Annotated in this window: 13 protein-coding genes and 1 pseudogene; 5 read left to right on the top strand and 9 right to left on the bottom strand. The window is 41.3% G+C overall.

Annotated features, from left to right (window positions below):
* Positions 1-19: 19 nt before the first annotated feature.
* The 7 genes and pseudogenes from fba to SANK73390_RS18490 all read right to left on the bottom strand — a co-directional run bounded on the left by fba (position 20) and on the right by SANK73390_RS18490 (position 8,132).
* Positions 20-1,084, bottom strand: a complete 1,065-nt coding sequence (fba, locus tag SANK73390_RS18520) for a class II fructose-bisphosphate aldolase (RefSeq protein ID WP_261591998.1) — start codon at positions 1,082-1,084, stop codon at positions 20-22.
* A gap of 142 nt (positions 1,085-1,226) precedes the next feature.
* Positions 1,227-2,405: a phosphoglycerate kinase gene (locus SANK73390_RS18515; RefSeq protein ID WP_462767869.1), complete on the bottom strand. Its 1,179-nt coding sequence runs from the start codon at positions 2,403-2,405 to the stop codon at positions 1,227-1,229.
* 42 nt (positions 2,406-2,447) lie between these two features.
* Positions 2,448-3,461: an erythrose-4-phosphate dehydrogenase gene (gene epd / locus SANK73390_RS18510; RefSeq protein WP_261591996.1), complete on the bottom strand. Its 1,014-nt coding sequence runs from the start codon at positions 3,459-3,461 to the stop codon at positions 2,448-2,450.
* A gap of 108 nt (positions 3,462-3,569) precedes the next feature.
* Complete coding sequence (locus tag SANK73390_RS18505; protein ID WP_462767868.1) at positions 3,570-4,196, bottom strand: 3'-5' exonuclease; 627 nt, start codon at positions 4,194-4,196, stop codon at positions 3,570-3,572.
* Positions 4,196-6,034 carry a DUF294 nucleotidyltransferase-like domain-containing protein gene (locus tag SANK73390_RS18500; RefSeq protein ID WP_462767867.1) on the bottom strand — a complete coding sequence of 613 codons (1,839 nt, stop codon included), beginning with the start codon at positions 6,032-6,034 and terminating at the stop codon, positions 4,196-4,198. The genes SANK73390_RS18505 and SANK73390_RS18500 overlap by 1 nt, the downstream gene beginning before the upstream one ends.
* A 97-nt stretch (positions 6,035-6,131) precedes the next feature.
* Positions 6,132-7,857 (bottom strand): annotated as a pseudogene (locus SANK73390_RS18495) (sodium:solute symporter family protein).
* An 11-nt stretch (positions 7,858-7,868) separates the two neighbouring features.
* Positions 7,869-8,132 carry a DUF4212 domain-containing protein gene (locus tag SANK73390_RS18490; RefSeq protein ID WP_261591992.1) on the bottom strand — a complete coding sequence of 88 codons (264 nt, stop codon included), beginning with the start codon at positions 8,130-8,132 and terminating at the stop codon, positions 7,869-7,871.
* A gap of 375 nt (positions 8,133-8,507) precedes the next feature.
* Between SANK73390_RS18490 and SANK73390_RS18485 the strand changes: the two genes are divergently transcribed.
* From SANK73390_RS18485 to purU, 4 genes are all read left to right on the top strand, one after another.
* Positions 8,508-11,936 carry a PAS domain-containing hybrid sensor histidine kinase/response regulator gene (locus SANK73390_RS18485; protein WP_462767866.1) on the top strand — a complete coding sequence of 1,143 codons (3,429 nt, stop codon included), beginning with the start codon at positions 8,508-8,510 and terminating at the stop codon, positions 11,934-11,936.
* A gap of 227 nt (positions 11,937-12,163) precedes the next feature.
* Positions 12,164-12,469, top strand: coding sequence for a helix-turn-helix transcriptional regulator (locus SANK73390_RS18480; RefSeq protein WP_462767865.1), 306 nt, complete (start codon positions 12,164-12,166; stop codon positions 12,467-12,469).
* Positions 12,469-12,999, top strand: a complete 531-nt coding sequence (locus SANK73390_RS18475; RefSeq protein WP_462767864.1) for a hypothetical protein — start codon at positions 12,469-12,471, stop codon at positions 12,997-12,999. The genes SANK73390_RS18480 and SANK73390_RS18475 overlap by 1 nt, the downstream gene beginning before the upstream one ends.
* Positions 13,000-13,311: 312 nt before the next feature.
* Positions 13,312-14,142, top strand: a complete 831-nt coding sequence (gene purU, locus SANK73390_RS18470; protein WP_462767863.1) for a formyltetrahydrofolate deformylase — start codon at positions 13,312-13,314, stop codon at positions 14,140-14,142.
* A 32-nt stretch (positions 14,143-14,174) separates the two neighbouring features.
* On the opposite strand, the gene SANK73390_RS18465 is transcribed toward purU, so the two are convergent.
* Together SANK73390_RS18465 and acs are read right to left on the bottom strand one after the other, a co-directional pair.
* Positions 14,175-14,828, bottom strand: a complete 654-nt coding sequence (locus SANK73390_RS18465; protein ID WP_462767862.1) for a response regulator transcription factor — start codon at positions 14,826-14,828, stop codon at positions 14,175-14,177.
* Between the two features lie 93 nt (positions 14,829-14,921).
* The gene (gene acs, locus SANK73390_RS18460; protein ID WP_261591986.1) at positions 14,922-16,859 is read right to left on the bottom strand and encodes an acetate--CoA ligase; all 1,938 of its coding nucleotides are present in this window, start codon (positions 16,857-16,859) and stop codon (positions 14,922-14,924) included.
* 380 nt (positions 16,860-17,239) lie between these two features.
* Between acs and SANK73390_RS18455 the strand changes: the two genes are divergently transcribed.
* Complete coding sequence (locus SANK73390_RS18455) at positions 17,240-18,403, top strand: DcaP family trimeric outer membrane transporter (RefSeq protein ID WP_462767861.1); 1,164 nt, start codon at positions 17,240-17,242, stop codon at positions 18,401-18,403.
* The last annotated feature ends 40 nt before the right edge of the window (positions 18,404-18,443 follow it).

Here is an 18,443-nt window from a genome sequence, read left to right as displayed (position 1 = left end):
CTAATAGCAGACTTAGTTATTATTTGATCTGAGGATTCAACTCACCCGATAAATAACGTAAATGCATATCATCTAATGAAATAGGTTTAATTTTACCTGCTTGGCCCGCAGTACCAAATGCTTCATAACGATCAATACAAATTTCAGTCATTGCTTTTGTGGCTTCAGCTAAAAATTTACGAGGATCGAAATTTGCAGGATTATGTGCAAGATGACGGCGAATAGCACCCGTTGATGCCAAACGTAGATCCGTATCAATATTTACTTTACGCACACCATGTTTGATCCCTTCTACGATCTGCTCAACTGGCACACCATAAGTTTCTGGGATCTCTCCACCATATTCATTAATAATAGCCAACCAGTCTTGTGGTACTGATGAAGAGCCATGCATAACTAAATGCGTATTAGGTATACGCGCATGGATATCTTTAATGCGATTAATCGCTAAAATATCACCTGTTGGTGGACGCGTAAATTTATAGGCACCATGTGAAGTACCACACGCAATAGCCAATGCATCCACACCAGTTTTGCTAACAAAATCAGCCGCTTCTTCAGGGTCCGTTAGCATTTGCTCACGTGATAATTTACCTACTGCGCCAATACCATCTTCTTCGCCCGCTTCGCCGGTTTCTAAAGACCCAAGTACACCAAGCTCACCTTCCACCGATACACCACAGGCATGAGCCATTTCAACCGTTCGGCGTGTCACATCAACATTATACTCATAGCTTGAAGGCGTTTTCCCATCATCAAGGAGTGAGCCATCCATCATAACTGACGAGAAACCTAGCTGTATCGAGCGCTGACAAACCGCAGGAGAAGTACCGTGATCTTGATGCATAACCACTGGAATGTGAGGCCATTCTTCAATTGCAGCTAAGATCATATGACGTATAAATGGTGCGCCAGCGTAAGCACGTGCACCCGCAGAGCCTTGAACAATTACAGGGCTGCTAGTTTTATCCGCCGCTTCCATAATTGCGCGCATTTGCTCTTGGTTGTTTACGTTAAAGGCTGGCACTCCATAACCATGCTCAGCTGCATGATCAAGAAGTTGACGCATACTGATTAAAGCCATTTTGCTTTCTCCAATAGTCGATGGCTTAAGCCATCTGGTTTGAACGGGATAAATTAAATGTGGTCAAAACCACTGTTATTTGTTCACATCCAAGTGAGAGTGACATAAACAAATAAGGCCAGCAAAAGCTGGCCCATAAACATTAAACGTTTGCTCTTTTCTCAAGCATAGCTACTGCCGGTAGTTTTTTCCCTTCTAAAAACTCTAAAAAGGCACCACCACCGGTAGAAATATAAGAAATATCATCTGCCACGCCATACTTATCAATCGCTGCTAACGTGTCTCCGCCACCTGCAATTGAAAAAGCGTTTGATTTAGCAATTGCATTCGCAATTGCCTCTGTACCATTGCCAAATTGGTCGAACTCAAAGACGCCAACTGGGCCATTCCAAACTACGGTCCCTGCATGTTCAATAATTTTTGCCAGTGTATTTGCCGTATCAGGACCAATATCAAAGATCATGTCCTCGTCTGTTACTTCGCTTACATTCTTAATGGTTGCAACTGCTGTCTCTGAAAATTCTGACCCCACAACCACGTCACTAGGTACTGGAATATCACCATCATTATCACGAGCCGCTTCAGTGAGTTTTGTAGCCTCTGCAATTAAATCTTTTTCATACAAAGATTTACCAACAGGGTAACCTGCCGAAGCAATAAATGTATTGGCAATACCGCCACCAGCAACTAGCTGATCAACTACTTTTGAGAGTGAGTCTAACACGGTGAGTTTAGTCGAGACTTTTGAACCACCTACAATCGCCACTAACGGGCGAGCAGGGTTATCCAGCGCTTTGCCTAAAGCATCTAATTCAGTAGCAAGTAATGGGCCTGCACAAGCTATCGGTGCAAATAAGCCAACGCCATGTGTTGATGCTTGAGCACGGTGAGCCGTACCAAACGCATCCATTACATATACATCACATAATGCGGCTAGCTGCTTAGACAAGGTCTCATCATCTTTCTTTTCACCCTTATTAAAGCGTACATTTTCAAAAACAACCACTTCATTATCGGCAACGTCAACACCGCTTAAATAATCAGTCACTAAACGAACATTTTGCTCTAACGCTTGGTTTAAATAATCGACTACTGGCTGCAAAGAGTATTGAGCGTCATATTCACCTTCTGTAGGGCGACCTAAATGTGACATCACCATCACTTTAGCGCCCTTTTCAAGGGCCAACTTAATTGTTGGCAAAGACGCCCGAATACGGGCATCGGAGGTCACTTTGCCCTCTTTAACAGGCACATTTAAATCTTCACGAATTAAAACGCGTTTACCACTTAAATCTAAATCTGCCATTTTAATGACTGACATGGACCATCTCCTTTATAAACGATACTTCATTATTCAAATAAATTATTTCGCAGCGAGCATTGCGACCGCGGTGTCAAGCATACGATTGGCAAATCCCCACTCGTTGTCGCACCACACCAACAATTTTACTAGTCGTTTATGACTAACGCGTGTTTGCGTACCATCAATAATACAAGAATGTGGGTCATGATTAAAATCAACCGAGACTAATGGCTCTTCGGTATAACTTAATATACCTTCTAAACGGCCCGATGCTGCCTTGCTCAGTACCTCATTGACCTTAACCAAATCAACATCTTGGTTCAGCGTCACACTTAGGTCCATCGCTGTCACATTAATAGTAGGAACTCGCACAGCAATTGCCTCAAATCGACTATGAAACTTAGGCAAAATGCGTTCTATTCCACGCGCTAATTTGGTATCTACAGGAATAATTGATTGGCTTGCGGCACGTGTTCGACGCAAATCACTGTGATACGCATCAATAACTTGTTGATCATTCATGGAAGCGTGAATGGTCGTTATAGCACCTGATTCAATGCCAAATGCATCATCCAGTACTTTAATAACCGGCACGATACAATTAGTTGTGCATGAGCCATTAGACACAATGGTGTGTGACGAAGCGAGTTCTTCTTCATTAATACCATATACGATAGTGGCATCTACATCGGCATCAGCAGGCTGAGAAAAAAGTACCTTTTTTGCACCAGCGTTTAAATGTTTTTGGGCATCTTGGCGAGAATGAAATACACCGGTACACTCTAACACCACATCAACATCTAGCGCTTGCCAAGGTAATAAGCTTGGATCTGCTTCACTAAACAGTTGAATACTATCGCCTGCGACATTTAAATAAGGTGCTTGGTGACTAACGTCAAATGCAAACCGACCATGAGAAGTATCGTACTTTAAAAGGTGGGCAACCCCTTTAGGGTCTGCAAGTTCATTTATCGCTACAATTTGAATGTCGTTCTGACGTCCAGATTCATACAAGGCACGTACAATATTACGACCAATACGACCAAAACCATTAATTGCCAGTTTGATTGTCATTACATTGAAAATCCAGCTAAGTGCAAAAAATTATAGGAGCACAGCTCCAAAGATGGCGCTATTGTAATCGACCAAGGCTCAATGTGTAAGGGCAATAAGAAGTTTTTTTTACATTAAGTCTGCTAATTTAATACGTTTTCCTGCACTTATACTACTCACTTGTGCCAACAATAATTCTGCAGTGGCTAAAGTATCTACCAGTGCATTATGAGTCTGATAGTCGGGCAGCTGATAACGCTTTCGACATGCCGACAAAGTTAAGCTATCAACAGCAATTGGTTGACCTGTTGACGTTAAACGCCGCTTTTCAATCAACATCGTATCTAAAATTGCTCTGGGCTTGATTTCAACACCAATGACATTACTCGCGTTTTTGATAAATGCCCAATCAAGCACCGCGTTATGGCACACTAACACTTGCCCCTCTACGACTTGAGCTAAACGCAGTATAATGTTTTCTATCTTGTCTCCTTGTTCTAGCATTGTCTCATCGATACCATGATAAATTGGGCTTTGCGCCAATGACTTTACTTCCTTATTCAAATAATATTGTGCAGTGTGTAAGCTTATGTTTAAGCTATCAAAATTTAGCCAAGCAGCTGAGACAATTTCATCTTGTTTAACATCTAACCCGGTAAGCTCTAAATCCATAGCCACATAGTGCAATGCTTTAAAATCGCACTGTTTTAACTTTGCATGCCGATACATTCTTTGTAACCAGTATGGCAAAGTCATTACAAACTCCCACGAGCAAATTTAAAGGCGCATGCCTGTTGGGCTTGTTTAATTAGATGGAATGCTTCTTTTAATTGATGTTTTTCAAGTGATGTTAAACACTCTGGATTAATACAATTTTCAGGTAACTGTTCATTTTCTAACTGTGTTTTTAAACGCAATTGAGTGAGAAAACGCCAGCAATCTTTTAAGTCATAAATATCTTTTTTACTCAACTGCTGTGAATCAAGCAATGCTTCCAAGCGCTCCTGTGTATTCGCTTTATAAATGAGCGCTTTTAGCGCATATAGCCGCACAATATCATTAATTATCACAACACCTCTGCGCTTTAAATCCAAAAACTTATGCTGTTGTTGATCTTTTTCTAATTTAAATTGTTGAAACAATCCAAGAGGCACCGAATTGGTATTGATATCGCTCGCCATTGCTGCAAAAAACAAATCATTCTTCACTAACTTGGTAAGTTTTGTCGCAAACTCACTATAAAGAGAGTCTGCACCATCAATAAAACGCATATCAAAATAAATCTTACAATTGAGCATAGCCTTGGGCGTTGGGGCATGTAACCATGTTTCAAAACGCGTAAGCCACTGCGATATTGTCCCTCGACATGCCTCATTGCTGGCCATAATATTACCCGGACATGTACGAATACCACATTGTGCAAGATGCGCACAAACAAACTCTCCCATACCAGCAAAATATCGTTTCTGCTCATCTGTTATTTCATCAAAAAGCAGTAAGCCGTTGTCTTGGTCAGAGTGCAATGTTTGCTCTTCTCTAGCTTGAGAACCAAAACAGATCCAGCTAAATTTACATGGTGCTTGGCCATGGCGTTGCTGATAAAGCACGATTAAACGTGATGTTAATGCATCACTAAGGCTACTGAGTAACTTACCAAGCAATGACATATCATCAATATTATTAGCAAAGCTTTTTAATAATAATGGGACTTGAGACGCTAATAGCTTTAACTGCGCAACACTTTGTGCTTTATGTATTTTTGCAATTAATTGCACAGGATCACTTTTTTGTTGCCGCAATAAATCAGTACTTGTGAGCATACCCAAAGGCACAAGATGTTCATTTAACACCGGCAAATGATGAATATTGTGCTTAAGCATCAAGTGAAGAGCTGAAAAAACCCGGTTGTGCTCAAATATGTATTTGGGAGACTTCGTCATGATACAAGAAAGAGGTTTTGCTGGGTCTAGTGCCTTTGCCAAAACGCGATTTCGTAAGTCTTTATCAGTAACCACACCTAGCAACTTGTTATTATCACTTACAATAACAGAGGATACGCTATGCTCACTCATAGTTTTTGCAGCCTCATAAATACTCGCACAAGGAGGTAAAGTAACAGCACCTTTGTGCATAACTTCGCTCACTTTTTTTTCAGACCAGCTATCACGTATTTGCTTATAATGCACAGACAACAATCGATTTGTATGTGCTTTGACAAAGTACTGTTCAAATTGCTTGTACTGAGCGCGCAAAAAATCGAAGTCAGCGGCTTTTAGCACATACACTAAACCTGGGGCGGTTACTCTTAATTGGCTTTTAATCGCTTCCCCTGTTAATAATGATGGATAACCGAAATAATCTCCTTCAGCTAAGCGCATAACAATTTCACCACGTGCACAGAGTAAATCAAAGCTACCAGAGCGCACTAAGTATAAGTTTAACTGAGTATCTCGTAGCCATTGGTGCTGATTATGCTGCGTTAAGTAAATCACTTCTAGGTGAGTAGCAAAGAAGTAACTGGCAGCATCAGGCAACTGGCTAAAAGGCATTTGTTTAACAACAAACTGTTTAACCTCTACTATTTCTGGGGTCATATGACACTCCTTCAATCATTCGCGTGTGCAGCATAAGATCCTGACACTAAAAACCCAGCCCAAAGGGCTGGGTTATCCTTGTTAGACATCTATAAACTTAATGTGCTTGGGCCGCATTTGAACCTTTTGGGTTGCGAATGCTCTCAACCATATTTTGCACCTCAACAGGTGTCTGTGCGGTTAATTTGAGTACCGCAGCAGCAACTGCAAAATTTACTACCATACCCACAATGCCAATCCCTTCAGGAGATATGCCAAATAACCAGTTGGCTGGGGTATTTAGCTCTGGACTCACAAATTTAAAATAAATAATGTACGCTGCAGTAAAGGTGATACCAGTCACCATACCTGCAATAGCACCTTCTTTATTCATCGTTTTAGAGAAGATCCCCATAATAATAGCAGGGAAGAAACTTGCCGCCGCTAAGCCAAAGGCAAATGCCACCACGGAGGCCACAAATCCAGGTGGATTAATACCAAAGTATGCAGAAATCACAATTGCGACCATAGCTGCGAGTCGTGCAGCTAATAACTCTTGCTTGTCACTTATATCGGGTTTAAGGGTTCGTTTGAGTAAATCATGTGATACAGAGGTTGAAATAACTAACAATAAGCCCGCAGTGGTTGATAATGCAGCGGCAATACCACCGGCGGCAACCAATGCAATCACCCATGCTGGTAAGTCTGCTATTTCAGGGTTTGCAAGCACCATAATATCCCTGTCAATTTGTACTTCATTCGCACTTGCTGGGTCGCTAATTTTGCCTGCAGAATAGAACATTTTGCCATCATTGTTTTTATCTTCAAAAACGATAAGACCTGTTCTTTCCCAATTTTTTTACCCAAGTTGGTGCTTCAGCATAGACAGTGCCACTGCCATCTTTGCCATTGATAGTATCAATCATGTTTACCCGTGCAAATGATGCAACAGCGGGTGCTGTCGTGTACACAATGGCAATAAATACTAATGTCCACGCTGCTGAAATGCGGGTATCTTTTACACGCGGTACGGTAAAAAAGCGCACAATAACATGTGGTAAGCCAGCTGTACCAACCATCAGGGCTGCCGTAATAGCAAACACGTCTATCATACTTTTTGAGCCTTCAGTGTATTGAGCAAACCCCAACTCGGCACTTAGGCCATCGAGTTTATCGAGCACATAAACGCCAGAGCCATCCGCAAGCGTGCCACCGAATCCAGTTTGTGGAAGTAAGTGCCCTGTCATCATCAAAGAGATAAAAATAGCAGGTACAAGGTAGGCAAAGACTAACACACAATATTGTGCAACCTGTGTATATGTGATGCCCTTCATGCCACCTAATACGGCGTAGAAAAATACAATCACCATGCCGATGTATACCCCGGTCTCAATATCAACTTCAAGGAAACGAGAAAACACCACACCAACACCGCGCATTTGACCTGCAATATAGGTAAAACAAATAAATATCGCACATAAAATTGCCACAACCCGTGCAACCTGCGAGTAATACCGATCGCCGATAAAATCCGGCACGGTAAATTTACCGAACTTACGTAAATAAGGGGCAAGACACAGTGCCAGCAATACATAGCCCCCCGTCCAGCCCATTAAATATACGCCTCCATCATAACCTGCAAATGAAATGATACCCGCCATAGAAATAAACGAGGCTGCACTCATCCAATCCGCTGCTGTAGCCATACCATTAGCAAAGGGAGGCACACCGCCACCTGCTACGTAAAATTCTTGTGTTGACCCTGCTCTTGCCCAAATCGCAATACCGATATAAAGCGCAAAGCTTAAACCTACAATAATAAATGTGAGAGTTTGTACATCCATCGTTTTATCCCTTATTCGTCTACGCCATACTTTTTATCTAATGCATTCATTTTGAACACGTAGACAAAAATCAAAGCCACAAAGGTGTAGATTGCGCCTTGTTGTGAAAACCAAAAACCTAACTTAAAACCAAAAAAGCGTACTTCGTTCAGCACATCAACCAGTAAAATGCCAAAACCAAACGACACGACAAACCAAATTGCCAACAGTTTAAACATTAAACTGAGATTTTCTGACCAGTATGCTTTTGCTTGTTGTTCATCTTTAAAAGCCATTTTTTATCCCCTATCACTTACTCAGTTACGAGCAGTGTTGGTGTTAATTGTCATCATTTACCTTAGCAATGGGTGTGCAAGAAGAAATTGAGACCTTAGTCGTAGCAATGGGTTTACCTTTACGTAAACTGCACCTTGAAAGAAGTTAATAGAACAAAAAAGTGTTTTATAACAAAGACTTAATTTAATTCAGAGTAATATACTGACAAAATAAGATGAAATATGACGCTTATACGACATTAGTCTCAATGCATTGCTGACTTGGTGGATATCTATAAATAACATAAGGTTATATATCCTAATATTTTTATCACCCTACAAACACAAAACAAAATTATGATAAGGTAAAGTATCCAAAATGGAATAAGAAGAACAATGACCGTAGCTCTCATCCTCGTAGCCCTCAGTTACATTGGCGTATTGTTTTGGCTAGCAAATTGGGGAGATAAAACCACACCACTGGCGATGCGTATTACCCACCATCCATTTGTGTATGCGTTTTCATTAGGCATTTACTGTACTTCTTGGACCTACTACGGCTCAGTCGGCACCGCAGCCCAGAGCAGTTGGCATTACTTACCTATTTTATTGGGTCCAGCGCTACTGTTTTTATTTGGTCATGGTTTTTTACGTAAGCTATTATTGGTCAGTAAAAAACAAAATATTACCACCATTGCAGACTTTATTTCCGCTCGTTATGGCAAACGCCAAACCACAGCCGTGATGGTCACCATGATTGCGCTACTCGCAACCATTCCCTATATCGCACTACAGCTTAAAGCGTTAAGCAGTAGTTTTTTGTTACTACAGCAAGATGAGCAGCTTTCAGGCAATGTACTCGCTTTAACTGGCACACTCACCATGGCTTTGTTTGCTATCTTTTTTGGCACTCGAAAAGTAGATGTCACTGAATACCGTTCTGGTTTAATGCTGGCTGTAGCCTTTGAATCAATTATTAAATTTTTAGCATTAGGTGCTGTTGCATTACTGGCTATCATTGCTCTAATACAATTACCACAAGAGAGTGAAATAAACTTTGCACACTGGTTTAACTTTGATATTTTTAATTTTAACTTTATTGGACAAACATTGATGGCTGCAGCTGCCATTATTTGTTTACCTCGCCAATTTCATGTAACCGTCGTCGATAACCAAAATCACCGCCACTTAAATACGGCTCGTTGGGCTTTCCCACTGTATTTATTACTTACCGCTGCCATGATCATTCCCATTACCACGGCCGCCATACACCCTCAAATTGGCAGTAACATCGCGGCTGATAGCTTTGTTCTAGCGCTGCCTTTGATGCAAAACCACCCCATCATCACAACCTTTGTGTTTATTGGCGGTTTATCCGCCGCTACCGCTATGATTGTTGTCGCCACCTTAACATTAAGCACTATGCTCTCTAACGATGTAGTGTTGCCATTATTATTGAAACAAAAACTAAAGCGCAGCGCACTAACGCGTAACTACAAAACCCCTATTTTAATGATCCGTCGCTTAACCATTGCCGCGATATTGCTTTTAGCGTACCTATATCAGCAATGGTTTGGGCATGGAGAGGCACTCGCTAACATGGGACTCGTGGCGTTTTCTTTGGTCACACAATTACTTCCAGCGATTGTTGGCGGATTGTATTGGCGCAAAGGCCATGCCTACGGTGTATATGCAGGTTTATTAGCTGGGTTTACTTGCTGGGCGTTATTTTTAATGTTACCTGTAGTAGGCACAGGGTCTGCGCTTGAGTATGAGTTTAGGCAAAGTATTATCACACGCGGCACACTCATTGCTCTGCTAGCAAATATTGCCTGTTACATTAGCTTTTCATTGGCAGCGCACGAGCGCTTAATTGATAAAATTCAGGCTGCAGCATTTGTTTACCCTAAAGAACAATCACGCTTTTCTAAACGGCTGGATAAAAACATTAAAGCCAGTGTGTACGACTTTAAAGTACTCTTACAAACATTTTTAGGTATTCAACGTTCAGGCCAACTGCTCAGTCAATATGCACAAGGCAAGAACATTGAAGATAATAATGCCCACCCTGATGCGCAATTTATTGCCTATTGTGAGCGAGCACTAACAGGTGTGCTTGGTGCATCCTCGGCACAAGCACTTATTCATACTGTGGCATCGGGTAAACAAATGGCCTTTGAAGAGGTGGTTAATTTCTTTGATGAAACCACCCAAGCCCTACAGTTTAATCAAAACTTGCTCTATACCTCATTAGAAAACCTCAGTCATGGCATTTCTGTTGTTGATAAAGACCTTAACTTGGTAGCATGGAATAAACGCTATAGTGAAATGTTCAGCTATCCAGATGGGTTTTTGGAAGTTGGCTTACCCATCAAAAAAGTGATCCGCTTTAATGCACAACGCGGTGAATGTGGCCCCGGCGGCATTGAGCGTTTAGTTGAGAAGCGTGTACAACACTTGCGCAATGGTACACCACACCACTTTATTCGCCACCGTCGTGATGGCCAAGTATATGAAATGCGTGGCAACCCTTTACCTGAAGGTGGGTTTGTGACCAGTTTTTCTGACATTACCATGCACATTGCCACACAAAATGCGCTGGAAGAAATAAACATGGATTTAGAAAATCGCATTGAAGCGCGCACACAACAAATTCGTACCATTAATACTGACCTGCAAGCACAAATAGCCTCTCGGGTAGAAACCGAGCATGCATTAATGGCGGCAAAAAAAGAAGCGGAGCAAGCTAACGATAGTAAAACTCGGTTTTTAGCTTTGGCAAGCCATGACATTTTGCAGCCACTCAATGCCGCCCGTCTATATCTGGCAGCGATTAATGAAAAGCAGCTTAATAATCAAGACCAAGGCAATTTTGACAAGCTTTCTGATAGTTTGGACTCAACCGTACACCTCATGTCTTCTTTGTTAGATATCGCCAAATTAGAGCAAGGAGCAATGAAACCAACGCCAAGACATTTTTGTATTGATGATATTCTCAGTCCATTGGCTAATGAATATGCCATCTTATCAAGTGAAAAGGGCTTACAATTAAAAGTTCGTAGTAACCATGCCATTGTGCATAGTGATACCACTTACCTAAGACGTATTATTCAAAATTTAGTGTCTAATGCCGTTAAATACACCGAACATGGCAAAGTACTCATCGCTTGTCGTAACCGAAAACACAGCCTAAGACTGCAAGTGTGGGATACCGGGCCCGGCATTAGTGAGTACCAACTCAATAAGGTGTTTAACGATTTCTACCGCGTTCATAGTAATGATAATAAAGGCGTTGGTCTGGGTTTGGGTGTGGTAAAACGGCTGTGTGATTTATTAAGTCTTGAGCTGGAAGTGACATCTCATGTAGGTAAAGGGAGTTGCTTTAGTATCACAATCCCGTTTGGTAATGCACAACTAGCAGAGCATAAAACAATGCACACACCTAAAACGACAGACCACGAAAAAAACACCCAAATTAAAATACTCGTCGTCGATGATGACCCTAAAAATCTACAAGCCATGAGCAGCTTATTAAGTAAATGGCAGATGCATGCTCAACTCTTTAATGGTGCAACACCAGCAATTGAGTATGCCCAACACCACACTGCACCGGATATTATTTTAATGGATTATCAACTAAGTGAAGATTGGGATGGCATTACGCTCATTCAAACTTTACGGAGTATTTGGCAAGCAACAACACCTGCTGTGCTTATTACCGCTATGCGAGATGAATCGCTCAAGCAACAAGCTAAACAATTACATATTCATTATCTGAGTAAACCAGTTAAACCTGCAAAATTAAAAGCATTACTTAACCATTGAGCTCATCAACCTTAGCTCTGGATAAGCAAATTTTGCTCACTATCTGCGTTGTTATTATTGAGCTCTGCTCGTATAAAAATAAGGAACAATTAAAAAACAACCCACTTTTGATGAATACTTTCATAAAATCATTAATTTCAGTCTGTTAGCTAATATTTATGTTGTTAGCTTGGTGTTTCAGTGTTAATTTTGCGTTACTTAAGCTCAGAGGAGGGAGCGCGCTATTAATGAAGAACAATACCCATACACGGCAGAAAAAGGTTGATGGCTTCAAAGCAGAAGTACAAGCGTCAATACGCATACTTCGGCGAGAAAAAGGCTGGTCACAGGCCGATTTAGCACGCAAACTCAATGTTGACCAAGCCAGTATAAGTAATTACGAGTCGGGTAAAACCGATATGAGCTTTGCACAGTTATTTGAGTTATTTCTTATTTTTGGCAAAGATCTTTCAGGCACCTATTTTAACTTTTCACAAACCAAAGACGCTAAGCCAAAAGACACCGACAACTCAGACGAGAAGGACACGAACTAATGAGTATTTACATTTTAATCGATTATGTACCAATAACCTGCGTGCTTTTTGGACTCATCATGGCGTGGAAAGTTGAAAGTGCAAGGTGGTTTTTTATATCTTGTCTCGTAGTTGAAATTGTTGGCTTAGCCATGACAGACACAGTAATGCAATGGAACACCCACTTTTATATTTACTGCGTATTTATCAGCCTTGTATTTTTGCTGCCCATTGTATATCGTAAACGTCTTGCCATGTGGTTATATAGCAAGACGGGTTATGAATATTTTAATAATGTATGCAAGACGCATCGCTTTGTACCACAAGAGGCTGGGATTATCTGTATCGCTATTCTAGCTTGTACGATTAATTTTGTGACTTGGATTGAAGTGCTATTGTATAAATATAGCTTTTTAAGTAATGCACCTATTAAGTTATATGTTAGAGATAATATGGTAGTATTTATCAAAGTAATGGAGAGCTGCGCGATGTTGAGCTATGCATTCAGAGCTGAATTTAGGGAGAGATTTATCCGTGATGAAAATTGTTAATCCAGAACTACTTAAATTAATCAATGGGGCGGGCCAAGGCGGTCCTGGTGGCGGTCCTGCACTTCCTCAGCAACAAATAGTCCCCCCTCTCGGTGGCTAGCTAAACATAAAAGCCACCCATGTGGCTTTTTTAATCTTCATTTCCTATTTGACTGCGCCTCTATTTTGCTTAATCAACATTCATAACTTTATTTAGCAACCGCTAAAAAAACAAAAATATCCATTATTTCGCAATTTAGGGTTAACCAAACCAGTCAGGGTTGCTAGTATGCTAAACCCCCTTTTAAAAGGGTCTGTATAGGAATGAGGAAAATGAACTACATACTAACCACGCAGTGCGCAGACGGAGTTGGGCTAATAGCTAAAATTACCAATTTATGTTTTGAGCACAACTTAAATATTACCCGCAATAACGAATTTGTGGACCGCGAAGGCGCCCGCTTTTTCATGCGTACTGAGCTGACCGGTGAACCAAACGAGCTGTTTTTAACACAACTACGCAAACAGCTACCACATGGAGCGCAAGTAGCGCTTCACCAAGGTGAAAAAACCAAAGTTGTGCTGCTGGCTACAAAAGAGGCGCACTGCCTAGGCGGTGTACTACTTAAACAATATGAAAAAGCCATGAATATTGAAGTTTTATCGGTTATTGCTAATTACAATGACTTAGCGCCTTTAGTCTCAGGTTTTGGTATTCCTTTTCATTGTGTACCTCATACGAGCTTAAGCCGAGTAGAGCATGATGAAAAAATGGCGCAAGTCATTGAACAATACCAACCAGATATTGTTGGCCTAGCAAAATACATGCGTATTCTAAGCCCTGAGTTTGTGGCACGCTTTAGCAAAAAAATTATTAATATTCACCACTCATTTTTACCGGCCTTTATTGGTGCAAAGCCTTATCATCAAGCCTTTGAACGCGGTGTAAAAATCATTGGTGCGACCGCACATTTTGTGAATGATGAGTTAGATGAAGGGCCTATTATTGTGCAAGATGTCACGCAAGTGAGCCATGCCAATGATGCAGAAGCGATGGCCAAAATAGGCCGTGATATTGAAAAAACCGTTTTTTGTAAAGCACTTCAGCTTGCTTGCGAACACAAAGTATTTATCAACGACAATAAAACCGTGGTATTTAGTTAATTTTTAAAAAATACTAAGCGCTACGGCGCTTTTTAGCTGTGTGCTTCTATAGGCTCTAGTTGTAATTTAGATGCAATTAAAACCGCCTGAGTACGGTTGTACACACCTAATTTTCTAAAAATAGCAGTAATATGCGCTTTAACCGTTGCCTCTGAAATATGTAATTCATAGGCTATTTGTTTATTCAGTAACCCTTCGTGCAAGTACTGTAATACTTTGTATTGCTGCGGGGTTAAAGATGCGACCTGTTGGGCTAACTCTTTATCTTCATGTTCAATATTCGCAACTTGATCTTTAATAGTCTCTGGTAACCAATAATCGCCTTCAAGTACCGTATTGATAGCCCGATTGATATCTTGCGGTGATAATGATTTAGGAATAAACCCCATGGCACCATAAGCCATCACTTTAGAGATCACCGATAAATCTTCACTGCCCGATACCACCACAATAGGTAAACTCGGATAATCTTCACGTATACGGATCAAGCCATACAAATCACCACTTCCTGGCATGTGTAAATCAAGCAATAACAAATCAAGCTCATCTTGCTCTGAGAGTATTGCTAGTGTGGCATCAAAAGTATCAGCTTCAAATACAGTGAGCGCTTCAAATTGGTTTTGTAATGCGCCTGTTAATGCCGCCCTAAACAACGGGTGGTCGTCTGCAATTAAAAACTGGTTCATACGGTACTCCTAAAAAATTTCGGCCACTATCTTTACAATAGCAGCCGATATAGTCGTTTAGAATTTATTTAAATTCAAGCTTTTAACGTTAAATTAACGATTTAAGCGGTTTTCAATCAATTCATCCACAACACTTGGATCTGCCAAAGTAGAGGTATCACCTAACTGTTGATACTCGTTAGCTGCAATTTTGCGTAAAATACGACGCATAATTTTACCTGAACGTGTTTTAGGCAAACCTGGTGACCATTGGATCATATCTGGCGATGCAATTGGGCTTAACTCTTTTCGCACCCAATTTCTAACTTCTTTAGTCAGCGCTTCAGTGACGGTGACACCTTCATTTGGGGTAATGTAGACATAAATACCTTGCCCTTTAATGTCATGTGGATAGCCAACCACCGCAGCCTCAGCAACCGATTCATGGGCTACCAGCGCGCTTTCAATTTCAGCAGTGCCTAAACGGTGACCAGATACATTAAGCACATCATCCACTCGACCGGTGATCCAGTAGTAGCCATCTTCATCACGGCGGCACCCATCACCTGTAAAGTACACTCCTGGGTAGGCAGAAAAATACGTTTGCTCAAAGCGCTCATGATCGCCATAAACCGTGCGAGCTTGCGAAGGCCAACTGTCTAAAATAACTAAGTTTCCTTCCGTCGCGCCCTGTAAATTATTACCCTCGGCATCAAATAGCGCTGGCGAAATACCAAAGAAAGGTCTGGTCGCAGAACCCGGCTTCATATCAATTGCACCCGGTAGAGGCGTGATCATGATACCGCCCGTTTCTGTTTGCCACCAAGTATCAACAATTGGACATTGGCCATTGCCTATCTTCTCATAATACCAAGTCCAAGCTTCGGGGTTAATTGGTTCACCCACAGAGCCCAGAATACGTAAGCTAGTGCGTTTAGATGTTGCCGTAGGTTCGTCACCTTTGGCCATCAGTGCACGAATTGCGGTGGGGGCTGTATACAAAATAGTGACATTGTGTTTATCAACGATTTCACCAATACGGCCTGCACTTGGGTAGGTTGGGATACCTTCAAAAATAACCTGCGTGCAACCATTGGCAAGTGGCCCGTAGGCAATATAGCTGTGACCTGTTATCCAACCTACATCTGCACTGCACCAATAAACATCGTCGTCTTTCAAATCAAATACATACTCATGTGTCATCGCAGCATAAACTAGGTAACCTCCTGTGCTATGCACAACGCCTTTTGGCTGCCCAGTTGACCCTGAGGTATATAAAATAAACAAAGGGTCTTCAGCGTCCATAGGAGTTGGCGGGCATTTCGCATCAACATCAGCGACTAACTCATGCCACCACACATCATGTGATTGCCAATCTACTTCACCACCAGTCAATTGATGTACTACAACATGGTCAACATTAACGCCCGGTTGCGAAACGGCTTCATCAACATTGGCTTTGAGTGGTACACAATTGCCACCACGACGGCCCTCATCTGAGGTGATCACAACCTTCGCACCTGAGTCTTTGATGCGATCAGCTATCGCCGAAGGTGAAAAACCACCAAATACCACTGAATGCGTTGCACCAATTCGTGCACATGCTTGCATAGCGTACACGGCTTGCGGTGTCATTGGCATGTAGATAGCAACTCGATCGCCTTTACTAACACCCAGTTTTTTCAAACCATTTGCCAGTTTGGCCACTTCATCATGTAATTGTTGATAGGTAATATGTTCACTTTGTGCTGGGTTGTCACCCTCCCAGATCAGCGCCACTTTATCTGCTTTATCTTTAAGATGTCGGTCAATACAGTTATAAGACGCATTAAGCTGGCCATCTTCAAACCACTTTATACTTATATGCCCTTTGTCAAAAGAGGTATTTTTTACTTTTGTATATGGCTTTGACCAATCAAGGCGTTGCCCATGCTCAGCCCAAAAACCTTGTGGATCCTCAATTGACTGCTTATATAGCGTATTATATTTATCGTTATCAATGAGTGCATTGTTCTTAATAGTTTCAGGAACAGGATAAATGCTCTGTGACATAGTCATCTCCATTTTTATTTGCTTGCCATAAGGCTTTGTCCAAGGATCACTCAGCCAAGGCCGTGAAAGTATTAGACCTTAGTTGTAGAAGCATGTCATGCATTCTTGTTATATGAAATTATCTCAAGTGCTTGGCTGTACCAAATTAATTTTTCCCACGCTAAATAAATTAAATTAAAATCATTACTTTTCAAATCGTTATAAAAAAATCTTGCTAAAAATAAATATTTTATTCATTCACACATGAGTATCCGATGCCACCTTAGTCGTATAGACCAATAGATAATTGAGTAATCGCCACCCTTCATCAAAAGTGAATATTAACGCTTTTATCAGGCGACTCCATATTCATGACAAGTCGCTGCAAAGGAAAAACGATTATGACAACATTAACTTACACAAAAAAAACAATCATTACTGCAAGCATATTAGGTGCGTTAACAACACCCGTTTTTGCAGCCTCTATCGGCCAAACAGACATTAATTACGGTGGTTACGTCAAACTAGATGCAATCTGGAGTGATTTCTCTGACGGTAGTTTAGGCAGCGGTAATATCGGCCGAGATTTTTATGTGCCAGGTACAACACCTGTTACAGCGACAAGCTCTGACGATGCAGTTTTTGATATGCACGCTAGGCAGTCTCGTTTTAACCTCGCCACCAACACAAAACTAGCAGATGGCAGTGCAATTAAAACCAAAATTGAATTAGATTTTATTGCCTCCTCTGGCGGAAATGAGCGTGTTACCAACTCCTACTCCCCCCGACTTAGACAAGCCTTTGTTACCTATCAAGGTTGGTTGTTTGGCCAAGCTTGGACGAACTTTCAAAATGTCTCTGCATTACCTGAAACATTAGATTTTGTAGGCCCTGCAGAGGGCACCGTATTTGTGCGCCAAGCCATGGTCAAGTACAGTATTGGTAGTTGGTCATTTTCGGCTGAAAACCCAGAAAGTACCATTACCACAGAAAATAATGCAAGAGTGGTCACTGATGATGCCAGCATGCCTGATTTCACAGCAAAATATACGCACAAAGCCAGCTGGGGCCACATTGCGCTAGCAACCCTTGCGCGCCAGCTTACCTATAAGCAGGGTATTGCTAATGAGACTCAAACATCATTTGGACTAAGCGCCTCAGGACGTATTAACTTTGGTAGAAATAACCTGAAATTTATGCTGACCCAAGGCCAAGGTTTAGGCCGTTATGTAGGTTTAAATGTCGCTAATGGAGCTGTTTATGATGGGAGTAGTTTAGATGCTATCGATTCAACGTCTGGGTTTGTTGGCTACCAACAGCATTGGAATGACCAATTCCGCTCAACATTTTTATATTCATTTTTCACTGCCGATAATAATGAAAGCTTATTAGCAATTACGGGTAACCCAACTAAATCAAGTCAAAGTTACAGTGCAAACTTACTTTATTCACCAATTAAGCAGCTCACGTTTGGGATTGAATATAAAATAGCCACACGCGATACCGAAGCCGATATTGACGGCGATTTAAACCGTCTACAGCTGTCTGCTAAATACGTATTCTAAAAAACGCCTTAGAACAAAAAAGCCCAGCAATTTGCCGGGC

Source organism: Pseudoalteromonas sp. SANK 73390 (assembly GCF_054966645.1).
Note: the sequence above shows the minus strand (reverse complement) of the source record. Positions and strands in the feature narration are given on the sequence as shown.